The organism is Mucilaginibacter sp. (assembly GCF_025362475.1).
Classification (GTDB): domain Bacteria; phylum Bacteroidota; class Bacteroidia; order Sphingobacteriales; family Sphingobacteriaceae; genus Mucilaginibacter.
In genome coordinates this window covers 1-16,581 of the sequence record NZ_JANYGH010000069.1, presented here as the reverse complement: position 1 = coordinate 16,581, position 16,581 = coordinate 1, and the positions used below count along the sequence as shown (strand labels likewise).

The 16,581-nt window shown below is 41.8% G+C and carries 15 protein-coding genes; 5 read left to right on the top strand and 10 right to left on the bottom strand.

All coding sequences use genetic code 11. The features are described 5' to 3' along the window. Positions 1 to 46: 46 nt before the first annotated feature. The 5 genes from can to Q0R88_RS24200 form a co-directional block, all read right to left on the bottom strand. Positions 47 to 709 (bottom strand): carbonate dehydratase, encoded by a 663-nt coding sequence (gene can, locus Q0R88_RS24220; protein ID WP_295721006.1) that lies wholly within the window; start codon positions 707 to 709, stop codon positions 47 to 49. A 37-nt stretch (positions 710 to 746) separates the two neighbouring features. Continuing rightward, entirely contained in the window at positions 747 to 1,484 is a 738-nt protein-coding gene (locus tag Q0R88_RS24215; RefSeq protein ID WP_295721005.1) for a YoaK family protein, read from the bottom strand. Positions 1,485 to 1,659: 175 nt separating this feature from the next. Beyond that, the gene (locus Q0R88_RS24210) at positions 1,660 to 2,382 is read right to left on the bottom strand and encodes a carbonic anhydrase (RefSeq protein WP_295721004.1); all 723 of its coding nucleotides are present in this window, start codon (positions 2,380 to 2,382) and stop codon (positions 1,660 to 1,662) included. A gap of 9 nt (positions 2,383 to 2,391) precedes the next feature. Continuing rightward, positions 2,392 to 3,996 (bottom strand): SulP family inorganic anion transporter, encoded by a 1,605-nt coding sequence (locus Q0R88_RS24205; RefSeq protein WP_295721003.1) that lies wholly within the window; start codon positions 3,994 to 3,996, stop codon positions 2,392 to 2,394. Between the two features lie 77 nt (positions 3,997 to 4,073). After that, positions 4,074 to 4,406 carry a hypothetical protein gene (locus tag Q0R88_RS24200; RefSeq protein WP_295721002.1) on the bottom strand — a complete coding sequence of 111 codons (333 nt, stop codon included), beginning with the start codon at positions 4,404 to 4,406 and terminating at the stop codon, positions 4,074 to 4,076. Positions 4,407 to 4,513: 107 nt separating this feature from the next. Here Q0R88_RS24200 and Q0R88_RS24195 point away from each other — a divergent pair, with 107 nt between their 5' ends. Then, entirely contained in the window at positions 4,514 to 6,055 is a 1,542-nt protein-coding gene (locus tag Q0R88_RS24195) for an acyl-CoA carboxylase subunit beta (protein ID WP_295721001.1), read from the top strand. Between the two features lie 101 nt (positions 6,056 to 6,156). Further along, the gene (locus Q0R88_RS24190; RefSeq protein WP_295721000.1) at positions 6,157 to 6,597 is read left to right on the top strand and encodes a GNAT family N-acetyltransferase; all 441 of its coding nucleotides are present in this window, start codon (positions 6,157 to 6,159) and stop codon (positions 6,595 to 6,597) included. Positions 6,598 to 6,757: 160 nt separating this feature from the next. Here the strand turns inward: Q0R88_RS24190 and Q0R88_RS24185 are convergent, their stop codons facing one another. Beyond that, positions 6,758 to 7,672, bottom strand: a complete 915-nt coding sequence (locus Q0R88_RS24185) for a DUF6340 family protein (protein WP_295720999.1) — start codon at positions 7,670 to 7,672, stop codon at positions 6,758 to 6,760. 267 nt (positions 7,673 to 7,939) lie between these two features. Between Q0R88_RS24185 and Q0R88_RS24180 the strand changes: the two genes are divergently transcribed. Then, entirely contained in the window at positions 7,940 to 9,055 is a 1,116-nt protein-coding gene (locus Q0R88_RS24180; protein ID WP_295720998.1) for a M42 family metallopeptidase, read from the top strand. Between the two features lie 86 nt (positions 9,056 to 9,141). After that, on the top strand, positions 9,142 to 10,041 hold the full coding sequence (locus Q0R88_RS24175) for a sugar phosphate nucleotidyltransferase (RefSeq protein WP_295720997.1): 900 nt from the start codon (positions 9,142 to 9,144) through the stop codon (positions 10,039 to 10,041). 66 nt (positions 10,042 to 10,107) lie between these two features. Here Q0R88_RS24175 and Q0R88_RS24170 read toward each other — a convergent pair whose 3' ends face one another. From Q0R88_RS24170 to hisS, 4 genes are all read right to left on the bottom strand, one after another. Then, complete coding sequence (locus Q0R88_RS24170; protein ID WP_295720996.1) at positions 10,108 to 10,491, bottom strand: hypothetical protein; 384 nt, start codon at positions 10,489 to 10,491, stop codon at positions 10,108 to 10,110. A gap of 244 nt (positions 10,492 to 10,735) precedes the next feature. Continuing rightward, a complete protein-coding gene (locus Q0R88_RS24165; protein WP_295720995.1) occupies positions 10,736 to 13,162 on the bottom strand; it encodes a zinc-dependent metalloprotease in 2,427 nt (808 codons plus the stop codon). A gap of 90 nt (positions 13,163 to 13,252) precedes the next feature. Beyond that, positions 13,253 to 13,858, bottom strand: a complete 606-nt coding sequence (locus Q0R88_RS24160; RefSeq protein WP_295720994.1) for a DUF4142 domain-containing protein — start codon at positions 13,856 to 13,858, stop codon at positions 13,253 to 13,255. 367 nt (positions 13,859 to 14,225) lie between these two features. Further along, positions 14,226 to 15,602: a histidine--tRNA ligase gene (hisS, locus tag Q0R88_RS24155; RefSeq protein WP_295720993.1), complete on the bottom strand. Its 1,377-nt coding sequence runs from the start codon at positions 15,600 to 15,602 to the stop codon at positions 14,226 to 14,228. 325 nt (positions 15,603 to 15,927) lie between these two features. Between hisS and Q0R88_RS24150 the strand changes: the two genes are divergently transcribed. After that, positions 15,928 to 16,434, top strand: a complete 507-nt coding sequence (locus tag Q0R88_RS24150; RefSeq protein WP_295720992.1) for a GNAT family N-acetyltransferase — start codon at positions 15,928 to 15,930, stop codon at positions 16,432 to 16,434. Positions 16,435 to 16,581: the final 147 nt, after the last annotated feature.

The following is a 16,581-nucleotide window of genomic DNA, read 5'->3' as shown; positions in this document are numbered from 1 at the left end:
GTCTTGATTCTTGATTCTTGTCTCTTGATTCTTGATTCTTAATTCCCTATTTAAACTTAAACACATCTCCCAAATTGGCATTGTCGCTGGTGCTCACTTTCATATCCTTAATTATACCGGTGCTGATGCTGTATACCCAGCCATGTACTGCCAGTTCCTGGCCGTGTTTCCAGGCATTTTGCACAATGGAGGTTTTGCATAGGTTGTAAACGTTTTCTATCACATTCAACTCTACCAGTCGGTTAGTGCGTTCCTGATCGTTTTCAATCGCGTCAAGTTCGTCAGCATGCAGACGGTAAACATCTTTAATATGGCGTAGCCAGTTATCTATCAAGCCGAATTCACTATTGCTCATTGCCGCTATTACGCCACCACAACCGTAATGACCGGTTACAATAACGTGTTTTACCTTTAATACATTTACAGCATAATCCAGTACCGATAACATATTCATATCCGAATGGATAACCATATTGGCAATGTTACGGTGCACAAAAATCTCGCCCGGAGAGGTATTGGTGATCTGGTTGGCCGGCACGCGGCTATCGGCACAACCAATCCAAAGTACTGGTGGCGTTTGCCCGTTGGCAAGTTTCAAAAAATACTCAGGGTCTTCGGCTAAAGCATCTTCAATAAATTGCTTATTGCCATCTAACAAGCTTTCGTAAGTGATATGGCTGGTATCATGGAAAATTTTTTTGGCACACATAGTTTATAGTTTTATAGTTAGATTTTTTTTAAGCCTATCACCTTTTTTCCGTCCAAAATAAACGGGTTATTTTGTGCAGCGCAACGGGCGAAAGATCGTAATACAATATAGTAAGCAAAATTAATGGTATGAAATAAAAAATAGCAAACTCATACAAATTAAAAAGAAAGCCACCCAATATTGCCCCAATAAAATAAAAGGAGAGCACCGTAACCCGAACAATTATTTTATTGCGAATGACAGTTGTTTTTTCGACATTGGGATGTAGCCATTCGGAAACATCACCACCCAAATCAGTAAACAAACCTGTTAAATGGGTCGATTTGATCAACCCGCCGGATATGGTTGATACCAGGCTATTTTGCAAACCCATCGAAAAAATAATAACTCCTATAACAATCTCGCGTTCAAGATCTGTTTCTTTATAAAAGTTATGACCATACACGGCAACAAATAATAGCAATATAATTTCGATGATGATTGGCGTGGAATGTGCCCGGTAACGGCTTTTATGCTCCAGCGAGCGTACTATAAAATTGGACAAGAAAGCTCCTGCAAAGAAAAGCAGCAACCAGATTACAAATACCACAATCTCCCTGAAATTCTGCTCCACAATATGTTTGGCAAGGTTGGCCACATGCCCTGTAATATTGGAGGTAAAAGCTAAAAAAGCAACCATCCCCGCAACATTGGTAACGCCCGATACAAAAGCCGTTGACGAAGCCAGCAATAAATTTTGTTTAAGGGTGCGTTCTTCTTTTGATTGCCTTAGCATAGTAAATGCTGTTTATTAACAACGCATAAAAATAGGATAAAAATTTATAGTTATTGCTTACGCTATCGTTAACCTCCTGTAAACAAAAAACCCCGGCCATTTGCATGAACCGGGGCAAACTAAAAAAAACCTCCCTGTGCCCCTTCGGCACAGAGAAATTATTATATTATTATTTTTAATGCGAAGCCACAGCTTCGATGCTATCCAGCTCATACACATAACCTAAATTATGCGGACTGCTACTGCTTACCTTGATGTCTTTCACCAAGCCAGTACCCAAATCAATCACCCAGCCGTGTACTTCCAGATCATTACGTTCCATCCAGGCATTTTGGATGATGGATGTTTTACATAGGTTATAAACCTGTTCGCTCACGTTAAGCTCTACAAGGCGATTCTGCCTTTGAGTCTCGTCGGTAATGCGGTCAAGTTCATGACTATGCAAGCGGTACACATCTTTAATATGGCGCAACCAGTTGTCTATCAAACCGAATTGCTTGTTGCTCATGGCAGCTGCCACACCGCCGCAACCATAATGACCAGCTACTATAACATGTTTTACTTTAAGCACGTTTACCGCATAATCCAATACGCTCAGCATATTCATATCCGAGTGTACACATACGTTGGCAATATTACGGTGTACAAATACCTCGCCTGCCTTGGTACCGGTAACCTCGTTTGCAGGTACCCTGCTATCTGAACAGCCTATCCACAATACCTGCGGGTGCTGGCCTTTTGCCAGGTTTTTAAAAAAGTCGCCATCTTCTTTTAGCTTTCTCTCCACCCACTCATTGTTTCCGCGTAATAACGCGTTATAGCTATCAGACTGGGCCAGTTTTAGATTGGTGGTATCAATTACCGGTTTCTCGTTTTTTTTATTTTCTATAAGTGCCATGATTTTTTCTTAGTTAGGGTTATACATTAATTCTTTTAAAGGAGGTACGTCGTACTTATCCTTTATATCAAGTAATTGCACAATTATGCCTTTGGTATAGGCGTTGTGCTTATAATTATGGATGATCTCCAGCACATCCGGGTCAATATAGCGCGAGTTGGAGCCATCAATGATCACATCTGTACCACTTGGTAAACTTGTTAAAGTGATCTGTATCGCTGCTTTATTCAAAAAGGAAACCTCTTCGGCAAGCTTTATGTTAATCACCTTTTTATCGCCATTTTTGGAGATCTGGTAAAAATAGGGGTTGCGTAAATTGGTGCGCAGGATATAAAAGATCCCAACCAACATACCAATACCAACGCCAATAAGCAGGTCTGTTAACACAACTGCCGCTATAGTTACCACAAAAGGAATGAACTGGCTTAAACCTAAATGCCACATATGCTTAAATAGCGATATGCGGGCCAGTTTATAGCCGGTCATGAGCAGGATAGCTGCCAGGCATGATAGTGGTATCAGGTTGATAAGTACAGGTATAAACAGTAGCGACACCAGTAGCAACGAGCCATGAACCACCGTGCTCATCTTGGTACGGGCACCGGAATTTACGTTAGCCGATGAACGTACAATAACGGCAGTCATGGGTAAGCCACCCAATAGTCCACTGGTAATATTACCTATTCCCTGTGCAACCAATTCACGATTGGTAGGCGAAATTCGCTTTATGGGGTCAATTTTATCAACGGCCTCCAGGCTCAACAGCGTTTCCAGGCTGGCCACAATAGCAATGGTAAAAGCGGTTATCCAAACCTGTTTATTACCAATTCCACTAAAATCGGCTGTTTTAAATAAAGCAAAAAATTCACTGCTGCTATTCACAATGGGTATACGCACAAACTGCTTATCCAGCAACGCTAAATCGGTACCCGCAAACACTGTGCTTAAACCAATACCAGCAAGCACCACTAATAATGGAGCGGGTATCATTGCCAGCTTTTTAAATTTAGGCCAGTAGATCATGAATGCCAATGAAACCACGCTGATTATTACCGCGCCGTAGTTTATTTTAGCGAAGGCGCCAAGTATCCCGGAGAAACTGTTATGTTCATCTGCCTGGCTAAAGCTTTCATCCCCTTCAAAATTAGCATCGTAACCCACCGCATGCGGAAATTGCTTCATGATGAGGATAATTCCAATAGCCGCCAGCATTCCCTCAATTACCGATGATGGAAAATAATTGGCAATGGTACCTGCTTTTAAAACACCAAGCAAAATCTGGAAAGCACCAGCCAGTACCAGGGCAAGTAAAAATGTTTCATAGGAACCGAGGCTGGTAATGGCATTTAATACAATAACCGTTAAACCTGCCGCCGGACCAGCAACGCTCAACTGCGAGCCGCTTAATGAACCAACAACTATACCACCAATAATACCTGTAAGTACACCCGCAAACAGTGGTGCGCCAGATGCCAGCGCTATACCAAGACATAGTGGTAAGGCTACCAGGAAAACTACAAGACTTGCCGGAAGATCTCTTTTTAGATTTTTGGGTAAAAAGTACTTTTTTAGGTTAAGATTGCCAACGGCAAACCCACCTTGCTTAATTTGCATGAGAATGAATGTTTGAATGAAAATTTAAATGAATTATAAAGCGTTGCTTCCGGATAAGGAATATCCGGTTAAATCATTTAAACGTTGGGAGGCGGGGTAGGTACTATAGGATGGTAAACCTGCTTGTAGAGCGAATGTTCCTGATTATGCAGCACATTGGTTTCTACCACAAAGGTGATAAAATCAATTGCGTGCAAATCATATTCATCAAAAACCTTTTTTTCTTTAAAAGTATCCTTATCAGGTGTGTCCTTTTCGGCCTTTGATTCCTGCTCCAGTTGCAGGATAACTGCGCTTACAGTTTTATTGTCAAGATATAAAAATGCAGGAGCAAGAGATATGGCCATCTTTATGACAAAGACACCCAAAAACATTATTGCTACCAGTATTTTAAAATTCCTGATCTTCATTATTACAAATATAGGTAAAAATGGGGTTGTTAAAAGCATGTACAGCAGATTTACCCTTATCTTACAATTTAATTACTATTTTTATCATGTTACAAACAACCTGAATTGTGGATAAAAAGCTTGGATTATTAAGGGAAAAACGCCAGAAGGCATTTGAAGGCGGCGGCACAGTACGTATTGAAAGTCAGCATAAAAAAGGGAAATTAACAGCGCGGGAACGCCTGCATTTTTTAATGGATGAAGGCTCCTTCCAGGAGATCGGAATGCTGGTAGCGCATCGCTCTACCGATTTTGGAATGGAGAAAGAAAAATATCCGGGCGATGGCGTTGTAACCGGTTATGGCACCATAAATGGCAGGTTGGTTTACGTATTTTCCCAGGATTTTACCGTTTTTGGAGGATCCTTATCTGAAACTCATGCCGAAAAGATTTGCAAGATTATGGATCTCGCTATCAAAAACGGTGCCCCCGTTATCGGGCTAAACGACTCAGGCGGCGCACGCATACAGGAAGGCGTGGTATCCTTAGGCGGCTATGCCGACATATTCTATAAAAACACCATGGCATCTGGCGTTGTTCCGCAAATTTCGGCCATCATGGGTCCCTGCGCCGGTGGGGCGGTTTACTCACCTGCCATCACTGATTTTATTTTGATGGTGGAAAACACATCCTACATGTTTGTGACCGGGCCTAACGTTGTAAAAACGGTTACCCACGAAGTGGTGACGTCTGAAGAACTCGGCGGCGCTACAACTCATGCCACCAAATCGGGCGTAACACATTTTGCGTGTACCAATGAAATTGAGGCTATTCAAAACATAAAAAAACTACTAAGCTACATGCCGCAAAATTGTGAGGATAGGGCTCCGGCCTTGCCTTATGATATAGGAAACGAATATCGATCGGAGCTGAACACCCTTTTGCCGCAGATTGCATCTACCCCCTATGATATCCGCGAGATTATTGACCATGTTATAGATACCGGATCTTTTTTAGAGATCCATAAGGATTTTGCAGAAAACATTGTTGTAGGCTTTGCCCGCCTTGCAGGCCGCAGCATTGGTATTGTAGCTAATCAACCAGCGTTTTTGGCTGGCGTTTTAGATATCAACAGTTCAACCAAAGCAGCGCGCTTTGTGCGTTTTTGCGATAGTTTCAACATTCCGTTACTGGTTTTCGAAGATGTTCCAGGCTTTTTACCCGGTACGGATCAGGAATGGAATGCAATTATCACCAACGGTGCCAAATTGCTGTATGCTTTTTGCGAGGCTACCGTTCCGCGTATTACGGTGATAACCCGTAAGGCCTACGGCGGGGCCTATGATGTGATGAACTCCAAACATATTGGCGCCGATATGAATTACGCATGGCCATCTGCGGAGATTGCTGTAATGGGTGCCAAAGGCGCAGCCGAGATCATTTTTAAAAGGGAGATTACAACCGCAGCAGATAAGGAAGCCAAATGGAAGAAAATGGAGCAACTCTATTCCGATACCTTTGCCAACCCCTACCGTGCCGCGGAGCGTGGTTTCATCGACGAGGTAATTGAACCCGCAGAAACGCGCATTAAACTCATCCAGGCCTTTAGAATGCTGGAAAATAAAGTAGTAAACAACCCGAAAAAAAAGCATGGGAATATGCCTTTGTGATTTCGGAATTGGGAATTTCGATTTAGGATTTATTTTAAATCTTGAATTGCATAATTTAAAAAATAGCCCGCCGTCATAAAATCAGAAATCTTACATTTAAAATGACCAATTCCGAAATCCCACATCCGAAATCCGAAATATCGATTGAGCAGATCCGCCCGGAGCTTACCTGGCGATTACGGCAAAAGGTTTTATATCCTGCCCAAAAACTATATGAAATGGAAATGGACGAGGATAATGAAGGGCTGCACTTTGCGGCTTTTAAGGATAATGCCATTGTAGGGGTGGTATCCTTGTTTCAAAAGGGTGATGATTTCCAGTTCCGAAAATTTGGGATTGATGAATCGGTACAAGGCATGGGCATTGGCAAACAGTTGCTAAATCACATTACAGATTTTGCAGTTACAAATGGCTGCAAACGTTTATGGTGCAATGCCCGTTTATCAGCCATCGGTTTCTACTTAAAGGCTGGCTTTAAACAGACCGGTATTCTATTTGCTAAAAATGGCTTTCATTACGAAATATTGGAGAAGGGTATTTAGATGTGCAGATGTCAGATGATGTCTGAATCAGAATTTACCGAATTAATGAATTAACAGAATGCCGTTTATATTCTGCCCATTCCTAAATTCTTAAAATTCAGGTTCAGAAAAAAAATCTGCACATCTGTAATCTGCACATTAAAAATCTGCACATTTAAACCTACTCCTTCATCAAATCGGCAATCAGGGCCTGGGCCATTTCGCTCCGGCGCTTGTCGTTTGATAGCTTAGCAGTTTTCAATGCCTCCTCAATATCACCCTGCGCTTCGTAAACTACAGCCAGGTTGTAAGCTGCCTTACTTGCCAGCTTTACATCGGCACCATCAATTAAGGGATTTAGGATCTTGAAAGCCAAATCAAATTTCCCCGCTTTTATCAGCGCTGCTGATGATTGTAGTGCTTCACCATCTGTGTATAGCGGTCGCTCGTTTGAAATAGAGAAGGGCAAATAATCCTTTAACGCATCCAGGGTTGCATTTTGGGTAGCTATTGTTAAAGTGGGAATACTACTCCTGTAAGAGGGGCGATAAAATAATGCCGCAAAGCCGCCCGAATACACTTCATCCTGAGGCACTTCGGCCATTCCTGAAAGTCTTTTGGAATAAAGACCGTTGTTTTCATACAAGTTAAGAATCGTTTTAACTTTGGTTGTATAATAAGTACTTACATTACCATTGTAATAACTATTCTCGGCATATATACCCGCGGTTATATCATTTAGCGCTAAAACATAGTGGGCACCATACTTTGATGCCAGGAATTTAACAGAGTCGGTATTTACGGCGTAATTTAAAGAATCGACAATATTGATGATACGTACCCCGCGTAAATATTTTAACTGTGTAGCAGCGGTCTGGAGAGAGGTAACGGCCATTTTTTTCAAAACAGTTAACCTTCGCTGATCTCTTATCTTTATGCTATCGGGCTTATACCTGTTTATAACTACAATGGTAGTGCTATCGTGTCTGAAACCCATTTTAGGGCCGTAATTAACCGGCACAGTAACGTACTGAGCAACATTGCATGACGTTAAAAAGGCAATTATCAAAATAAAAAAAGGCGCAAATCGTTTCACGATGTAGTAAATTAAAGTAGCAAAGAACAAAAATATTATAAATAACCCGACTTTACAGATTACTGTAAAGTACACAGTTAATGACAAATAATTAATCAAATGGTTTAAAACACTCAATAATTAAAAAAAACACCAATTCAGGATATTGAAGTATTAAATTTATAATAAAAACACACATTTATTCCCATTATGGCAAGTTATTTTAAGGCTTTATCAACGGCTTTATTATATTTGCTTATTGCATATTGTAGGGTTACTAAAAATAACATGGCTAAAAAAAAATCTGATTCCGCTTCGCATATTTCTATAGTAAACGAAACTTCGCTACCATTTTTCGAGAAATACATTAATAATCCCTCTCCTACCGGCTTTGAATGGAAAGGCCAGGAATTGTGGCTCGAATATCTAAAACCCTATATTGATGACCATTATGTAGACAATTATGGTACAGCAGTTGGGATAATTAATCCAAAAGCAGATTATAAGATAGTGATTGAGGCACATGCCGATGAAATATCATGGTTTGTTAACTACATCACCAGCGATGGTTTAATATACGTTATTCGCAACGGTGGCTCTGATCACCAAATAGCCCCATCAAAAAGGGTAAATATCCATACCGATAATGGCATTGTAAAAGCAGTATTTGGCTGGCCTGCTATCCATACCCGTTCTGGCGGCGAAAAAGAGGAAGCTCCAACCCTTAAAAATATCTTTTTAGATTGTGGCTGTACATCTAAAGATGAGGTAGAAAAATTAGGCATCCATGTTGGTTGCGTAATTACCTACGAGGATGAGTTTATGATCCTGAATGATCGTTATTATGTTGGCCGCGCGCTGGATAACCGCGCAGGTGGTTTCATGATTGCCGAGGTTGCCCGCCTATTAAAAGAGAACAACATAAAACTGCCGTTTGGCTTATATATTGTAAACGCCGTACAGGAAGAGATTGGCTTACGTGGCGCAGAAATGATAGCTCATAAAATAAAACCCAATGTAGCTATTGTTACCGATGTTACGCATGATACCCAAACCCCAATGATCAATAAGATTACCCAGGGCGATCTGGCTTGCGGCCGTGGCCCGGTTGTATCTTATGCCCCTGCGGTACAAAACAACCTGAATAAACTGCTAATTGAAACTGCCCAAAAGGCAGGAATACCTTTTCAGCGCCAGGCCTCATCACGATCAACCGGTACCGATACTGACGCATTTGCTTACTCAAATGATGGCGTACCATCTGCGCTGATATCTTTACCTCTACGTTATATGCATACCACTGTGGAGATGATTCACAAAGAGGATGTTGATAATGTTATCCGTTTGATATACGAAGTTTTGTTAAATATCAAAGCCGGACAGGATTTCAGATACATCAAATAATCTATTCATTAAAACATTTTCGACCTTAAACCCTTCCTTAATACACAATTAAAAAATTAGCTTAACAAATACCCCACAGACACTCTATGAAACCCACACTACTTATTTTGGCTGCCGGTATGGCCAGCCGCTACGGAAGCATGAAACAGGTTGACGGCTTTGGCCCCAACGGAGAGACTATTATCGATTATTCTATATATGATGCTATAAAAGCCGGTTTTGGCAAAGTAAGCTTTATTATACGTGAAGAATTTGCAGATAATTTTAAAGCGATATTTGAACCCAAATTAAAAGGCCGTATAGAAACAGATTACGTTTTTCAAAGCTTCGACCTGAAACCTTTTGGCATTGATAAAACTATTGAACGCGCAAAACCATGGGGTACCGCACATGCTGTACTTGCCGCCCGCAACCAAATCAATGAGCCTTTTTGTGTAATTAACGCCGATGATTTTTATGGTTACGATTCGTTTGAAAAAATGGCAAAATTTTTAACTACTGAAGTTTCCGATGATACTTACTCTATAATAGGCTACCAGATAGACAGAACGCTTTCTGATTACGGCTCCGTATCACGTGGAGTTTGCCAGGTTGAAGAGGGCAATATGGTAGCAATTAACGAGCGCACCGAGGTTTATTTTAAAGAAGATGGCAGCGTTGCCTATAAAGATGCCACCGGCGAACATCCATTACCAAATGAAACCCGTGTATCTATGAATTTCTGGGGCTTTACCCCCGCTATTTTTAAGCAAAGCGAAGAAATGTTCAGGACATTTGTTGCAGCTAACGAGAATAACCCAAAATCGGAGTTCTTTATCCCTTTAGTTGCTGATGAGCTGATCAAAGCAGGTACTGCATCATTTAAAGTTATCCCTACCGGCGCAAAATGGTTTGGTGTAACTTATAAAGAAGATAAACCTATTGTACAAAAGTGTATTTCGGAATTAGTTGCCAATGGCACTTATCCAACAAACCTTTGGGATTAATATCCCTTATATAAAACAAAAAAATCCCGCTCATGGCGGGATTTTTTTGTTTTATAACACTCCGGATTAGTCAACAAAGAAAAATGTTTTCTTTTGGTCTTCATCATAAACGTGAACTGTTTTTGTAACTACTTCCTTGTTTGAAGTCACTTCAAAGGTATAATCACCATTTTCCAGGCTGGTTAAAATATAACCTTTTGAAGCTTCGGCTTTATTAGGCAAAAAGTCTTTTAGTAATATGTGGTTTTCTTTATCGTAAATCCTTACAACTGATTTTCCTTCATCGGCTTTGATAATATTAACCGCTACCCCAAGATTTTTCTTCATGGCTGATACGGTGATAACATCATTAGTTTTGGGGGTATGGTTTTTAGCACTTGCTGCTGTTGTGGCAAAAATGCCGGCGCTTAATAGAAAGAATAATGCTGATAATTTGATTGAATTTTTCATGATCTTTTGATTTTAAATATCGTTTTTGAATTTTGTTTTTAGTTTCAATATTCAAATCAACAACATCTTTCGGCATCAAAAAAATGCAATAGACCATCGTTATATTATTATAGACCAAAAGCCTATTCCACTCGGCAAACACTCATAAACACACTAACAATCAATCAATTATATATTCATCGTTCAATACACAGCCTTCATCGGTGTAATTTCAGGCTTCGTCGGTAATAAATGCCCATATCCGTTAATCCATACCGATAGGCGAGCCATCGGGCATGTTCAACACTGCTGCCGGTTGAAACTTATCCGGATTTTTTTCAAACTGACTGATCTGCGACAATCCGAACAACAAATTTGCTTTTCGGAGATCAGTAGCGGTGTTTACAGCAGTTTGCATCCATTTCTTCAACTCATCAATTTGCAGCAGGGCAATGCCGCGCACGTTCTCCGGGGCACTGGTGGTAGCAGCAAGAGTCAGGATCTGTTTAAGGGTTAAGTTATTTACCAGTCGCTGCAATTCGCCTTTATAGCCTGCCGCCTGTGGGGCTTTCCAGGTTTGGGCCACTAATTTATTCAGTACCGGTAATAAGCCCGGCTGGGTATTATCCCGCGATTGGTATTCAATCAGCCTTGCCGCCCGCTCTGGTTGCAGCATAAAAGAGAGCGTTGCGCCAGCGGCAGATTCTGCAGCAGCCATAGGATCAAACGTTAGCCCTGTGTGCGATTTAAAGGTTTCCCTTGTACGTGGATACCCTATTGGTCTCGGTGGTATTTTTTCTATCAACTTTTCAGGTAGTGCAAGTGCATTGGGAGCTATGGTTCCCATTAATGCATCAAACGCTTTCCATTGCTCGGCAGGGGGAACAAACTTAGTAATGGTTTGTCCATCGTTTTTTAAAGCGAAGGTATAATACAAACCGCCCAGCATTTTTGAAGCAGCTTCGGCCTGGAAACGGTGTATCAAATACATAGGCACCAATACCTCTTCAAGCGTGGCCATTGGCGCATCCTGGCGAATGGCTTTTTCAGAAAAATTATCTAATACATGCTTCCGAAGCACCATCAGCCTATTCAATTCATCAGCAGCATTAGTACCACTATCCCAAAGATGCGCCTGGGGATGGGCGCTGCCGGCAGGGCGGGCGTCATCATCGGAGATAAATAAGAAGCCTTGTTTAATAGTTTGAGTAACAATACCCTTTAAGGCCTCATCCTCATTGGTGCCTGCCTGGAAATCCTGGTAGCCATAAAGAATAGCGCGTTTATCGTATTCTCCAATTTCTGTGCGGTAAGCTTTGCTCAGATCAATGGTGCCGTCAGTATTCAAACTGATCACGGGCGGCGGGTAATCCATTACAGATGCCCTGCCATTTACACTGGCTGTAAAATTATGCTGTAAGCCCAGTGTATGCCCAACCTCATGCGCGGCCAGTTGCCGCAACCGGGCAAGGGCCAGTTTCATCATTTTATCACTTACTGGTTTACCATCTTCATACGGTTGCACCAATCCTTCGGCTATTAAAAAATCCTGCCTATCGCGCAACGAACCGAGTGATACCTGCCCCTTAATGATTTCGCCGGTACGTGGATCACTAATCCCCTCGCCGTATGACCATCCCCTGGTTGAGCGGTGAATCCATTGAATAATATTGTATCGGATATCCATCGGATCGGCGTCCTCTGGCAGCAACTTCACCTGGAACGCGTTTTTATAACCCGCGGCTTCGAAAGCCTGATTCCACCAACCGGCCCCTTCTATTAAGGCATTGCGCACAGGCTCGGGCGCTCCACGATCAACATAATATATGATGGGCTTTACCGGTTCACTGATGGCTGCCGCAGGGTCCTTTTTTTGGAGGCGATGCCTTGTCAGTAAACGTTTCATGATGGGCTGATCTATCGGTGTAGCATAATCCATATACTCCACATCATAATAACCCGAGCGCGGATCGAACTTACGCTGTTTATAATTATCATCGGGCAGTTTTATAAATGACTGATGCATCCTCACCGTAACAGCATTAGGATCGGGCGACACCGAACTAATTTCGGCTCCTTTAGCTTTACCTGCCAATGTAATGGTGGCTTCAAACTCCGAATTATCAGGAAAACTTTTGGTATTGGGCAAGTACACCGCCGAGCGGCTTTCATCAAAGCTAAAGCTGCCTTGGTTATTATCATTTAACCTATCAGTAATTTTATGGCTGTCGCGCAGCAAAAAAGGAGTAAAATCAACCAGTACTTTATCGCCATCCTGGGCAAGGGCGGTAAAGCCCCATATAGCTGATTGCGCAAAGGCTTCAGCAACGGATTTACGTTCATCAACATTATCGCTTATAGCCCGGTAGCTGTAATTGGGCTGGATCAACAACACCTTAGGACCACTTTTTACAAACTTAACAATCCGGCTGTTACCAATTTGCCCCCGATCAAGTCCCAGGTCGTTTGAACCTACACCCGCAGGTAAAGAGTTCACATAAAGAAACTCCTGGTTCAACTTATCTATTTCCAAAAATACTTTCCCTGTCTTATCATCCCAGTAAAAGTTAAAGTAGCCTGAGTATTTGGTAAAACCTTTGGTTTTGGTTTCAATATCATCTGCCTTTTGCGCTTTTGCGGTAAAACAGGAAAATGAAAGGAGGAATAAGAAGAAGTAGTAGCTTTTTTTCATAGGGGCCGACTTATTAATCAGCCCTAAAATAGGTATAAAAAAAGAAAGGAGGTGAAAATCACCTCCCTCCCATTACTTATATATCAGAAATTATTTCATCCCTTTTTTAATACCTTCAATTTCGGTCAGGTGACCTTTAATAGTAGGCAAGGTTTTTTCTGCAAAAGCTTTCAGGTCGGCATCCTTGCAATTTTTGGCAGCATCTTCAAACAAAGAAATTGTTTTCTTATGGCCATCAATCATGGCATCTACATACGCCTTATCAAAATCGGCACCTGGTTTTGCTGCCAGATCGGCTTTCATTTTTTGATGATCTTCATCAGGGGCAGAAGGTAATGTGATGTTTTTAGCTTTGGCAATAGCCATTAACTCTTCATTTACTTTGCTGTGATCGGTTACCATCATTGCGGCAAATGCCTTTACCTTGGCGTTCATAGCTTTTTCGCCGGCTAACTGCCCAACAGCTACTTCGGCCATACCACCGTTTGCTGCAGCGGTAGCAAATTTGGCATCATTTTCGTCAACAGCTATACCATGAGCCCCGGTAACACCGGCGGTATCTTTCACTGCCATTGTTGAAGAGTCTTTACTTGCGTTTGTACTATCAGCAGCTTCTTTGCTGTCTTTAGCTCCCCCGCATGATTGGAACGATAAGGCTGCAATCGCCAGCATCGTTATTAAACTTAACTTTTTCATAGTGATGATTTATATTGTTTTTATAGTCAACAACTTTCACTACGATAAGTTTTATTTTCTTATTTGTAAAATATATTAATCTAATATTGGAACATTTCGTTCCTCCGGAGAGCGATGGGTTTGAAACCCATCGGTGTTCGAAAGAAATAAAAAGGCAGGGGCAATGTGCGATTCCTTCCTCGGGGAAGGAGGAGGTAGGGGTTAAATCAGGCGTTCAAGTACCTTTTCAGAGGAAATGTCGGCGAAACCCCTCCCTGCCATTGCACACATTTCAGCCGCACCCCTCCCAAGGGAGGGAATTAAAAAAACGTTAATAAATCTTCCGAACACCTATGGTTTTAAACCCATCGCTATGGGGAACACATCATTATTTCGCTGCCATCCTTTTCACAATCTCATCCGCAGTCAGTTTTTCCTGTACACCACTGGCCATATCTTTAAATGTTAAAAGGCCGCTTTGCATTTCATCACCGCCAATTACAACCGTATAGGGGATGTTTTTGTTATTAGCATAATCCAGTTGCTTTTTGATCTTGGCACCTGCCGGGTAAAGTTCGGTATTTACATTTTGGCGTCGGAGCTGCTGTAATAAAGGCAAAGCGTAAGTTTCGCCTTCCTTATCAAAGTTACAGATAAGCACCTGTGTGCTTTGGTTGGCTGCCGATGGGAAAAGGTTCAACTCTTCCAATACATCATAGATCCTGTCTGCTCCAAAGGAAATGCCAACCCCGGTAAGGCCTTTTAAACCAAACATACCTGTAAGATCATCATAACGACCGCCACCGCCGATGCTGCCCATGGCTGCCTCGTTAGTTTTCACCTCAAATATGGCGCCTGTGTAATAGTTAAGTCCGCGGGCAAGGGTTATATCCAGTTCAAGCTTTGCCGTTTGCAGCGGGCAGCTTTCGATGTATTTAAAAACAGTTTCTATCTCATCGCATCCTTTCAGCCCGGTTTCTGAGCTGGCCAATGCCACACGCAGGCTTTGCAGTTTCTCGCTATTGGTACCTTCCAGTAAAATGACCGGTTTTATTTTCTCTATATCGGCTTCGGTAAAGCCACGTTCCATGAGTTCTTTGATAACGCCATCCAGGCCTATTTTATCCAGCTTATCAATGGCAACGGTCAGGTCAATGATATTATCGGCCTTATCAATGATCTGGGCTATGCCCGACAGGATTTTGCGGTTATTGATCTTGATGGTAAAATCCTTCAATCCCAATTTGCCTAAAGCCTCATCATATATCAGTACAAACTCTGCTTCGTTCAGTAATGAATCGGAGCCAACAACGTCGGCATCGCATTGGTAAAATTCGCGGTAACGGCCCCGCTGTGGCCTATCAGCACGCCATACCGGCTGCACCTGGAAACGCTTGAACGGGAGCGTAATCTCATTCTGATGCATTACTACGTAGCGGGCAAATGGAACGGTGAGATCATAACGCAGGGCTTTTTCTGAGATGTCCAACGTTATGGCATTGGAGTTAAGCGTTGCCAGTTTCTCGGGTTTTACCTTGGCCAGGTAATCGCCACTGTTCAGCACTTTAAATATCAGCTTATCTCCCTCATCACCGTATTTACCAGTTAGGGTTGATAGGTTTTCCATGGTTGGTGTTTCTATCTGCTGGTAGCCGTATTTACGGAAAACGCTTTTAATAGTATCGAAGATGTAGTTACGTTTCACCATTTCAACAGGTGAAAAATCGCGGGTTCCTTTAGGTACGGATGGTTTAATAGATGCCATGCGGCAAATGTACAAAAAAGCAAATTATATGGATATGTTGCCTAATTAGCGATGCGGAAAATTTGATTCCGCATCGCTGGCAATACTATTTCGCCGCGCTGTTGCGGTTTTGTTGCGTTTTTTATTTTATGATAATTCATAATATACTGATTATTAAATATATAATATTTTTTACTGTTTCACCTGTTGCACAACAGTTTTGGCCGACCGTCTTAACTTCCGATTCCAATCACATACCTTTTCTTGCCCGGCTTTTCTTATAAATGACATACTTATTACTGTAATATCTCTACAATAATTGGGGAATAATATATTTTTGAAAACCATGAACATTATCATTCAAACGCCCCGCCTGCTGATACGCGAATTTACTGCTGCTGACGAAGACCTTTCCCTTTTGATGGACGAGGATGAACGCCTTACCCAATATGTAAAAAAGCGTACACCCGCCGAAAGCAAGCAGGTTTTTAAGGATACTCTTAAAGATTATAAGAACAAAACCGGCCTGGGTCGTTGGGGTATATTTAATGTGGGCGATAATGAGTTTATAGGTGTATGTATGCTAAAACCAAGCGAATCTGACGGCGACAAAATTGAGCTTGGATACCGCCTGCATTTGAAATATTGGGGACAGGGCATTGCAACAGAACTTGCCAAAGCCTTGATTAATTATGGCTTAAATAAAGTTGGCCTACTGGAGATATGTGCTGTTACCCATCCAAATAATGCTGCATCACAAAAGGTTTTACTTAAAGCTGGTTTTGAGCGCTGGGGAGAGGCTTTTTGGTATGGTGAAGATCTGCCGTTTTTTAGGGTGAGGAAAGCGTTGTAATATAACGTCATTGCTGTAAGGGTTTAGTAATTCGGTAACAGAATTAGGTATTTTTATTTGTTGTTTAGGGTGACCATATCGATAGGTTTTTTACCATTGATGCCCTGATGTGGCCGTTCCCAGTTATAATAAACAAGATATTTGAGG

Bases quoted from the DNA above. Each gene is read 5' to 3' on its own strand.
- can (WP_295721006.1), bottom strand. From the start codon at position 709: ATGTGTGCCAAAAAAATTTTCCATGATACCAGCCATATCACTTACGAA.
- Q0R88_RS24210 (WP_295721004.1), bottom strand. From the start codon at position 2,382: ATGGCACTTATAGAAAATAAAAAAAACGAGAAACCGGTAATTGATACC.
- Q0R88_RS24165 (WP_295720995.1), bottom strand. From the start codon at position 13,162: ATGAAAAAAAGCTACTACTTCTTCTTATTCCTCCTTTCATTTTCCTGT.
- Q0R88_RS24150 (WP_295720992.1), top strand. From the start codon at position 15,928: ATGAACATTATCATTCAAACGCCCCGCCTGCTGATACGCGAATTTACT.
- Q0R88_RS24180 (WP_295720998.1), top strand. From the start codon at position 7,940: ATGGCTAAAAAAAAATCTGATTCCGCTTCGCATATTTCTATAGTAAAC.
- Q0R88_RS24160 (WP_295720994.1), bottom strand. From the start codon at position 13,858: ATGAAAAAGTTAAGTTTAATAACGATGCTGGCGATTGCAGCCTTATCG.
- Q0R88_RS24200 (WP_295721002.1), bottom strand. From the start codon at position 4,406: ATGAAGATCAGGAATTTTAAAATACTGGTAGCAATAATGTTTTTGGGT.
- Q0R88_RS24190 (WP_295721000.1), top strand. From the start codon at position 6,157: ATGACCAATTCCGAAATCCCACATCCGAAATCCGAAATATCGATTGAG.
- Q0R88_RS24175 (WP_295720997.1), top strand. From the start codon at position 9,142: ATGAAACCCACACTACTTATTTTGGCTGCCGGTATGGCCAGCCGCTAC.
- hisS (WP_295720993.1), bottom strand. From the start codon at position 15,602: ATGGCATCTATTAAACCATCCGTACCTAAAGGAACCCGCGATTTTTCA.
- Q0R88_RS24170 (WP_295720996.1), bottom strand. From the start codon at position 10,491: ATGAAAAATTCAATCAAATTATCAGCATTATTCTTTCTATTAAGCGCC.
- Q0R88_RS24205 (WP_295721003.1), bottom strand. From the start codon at position 3,996: ATGCAAATTAAGCAAGGTGGGTTTGCCGTTGGCAATCTTAACCTAAAA.
- Q0R88_RS24215 (WP_295721005.1), bottom strand. From the start codon at position 1,484: ATGCTAAGGCAATCAAAAGAAGAACGCACCCTTAAACAAAATTTATTG.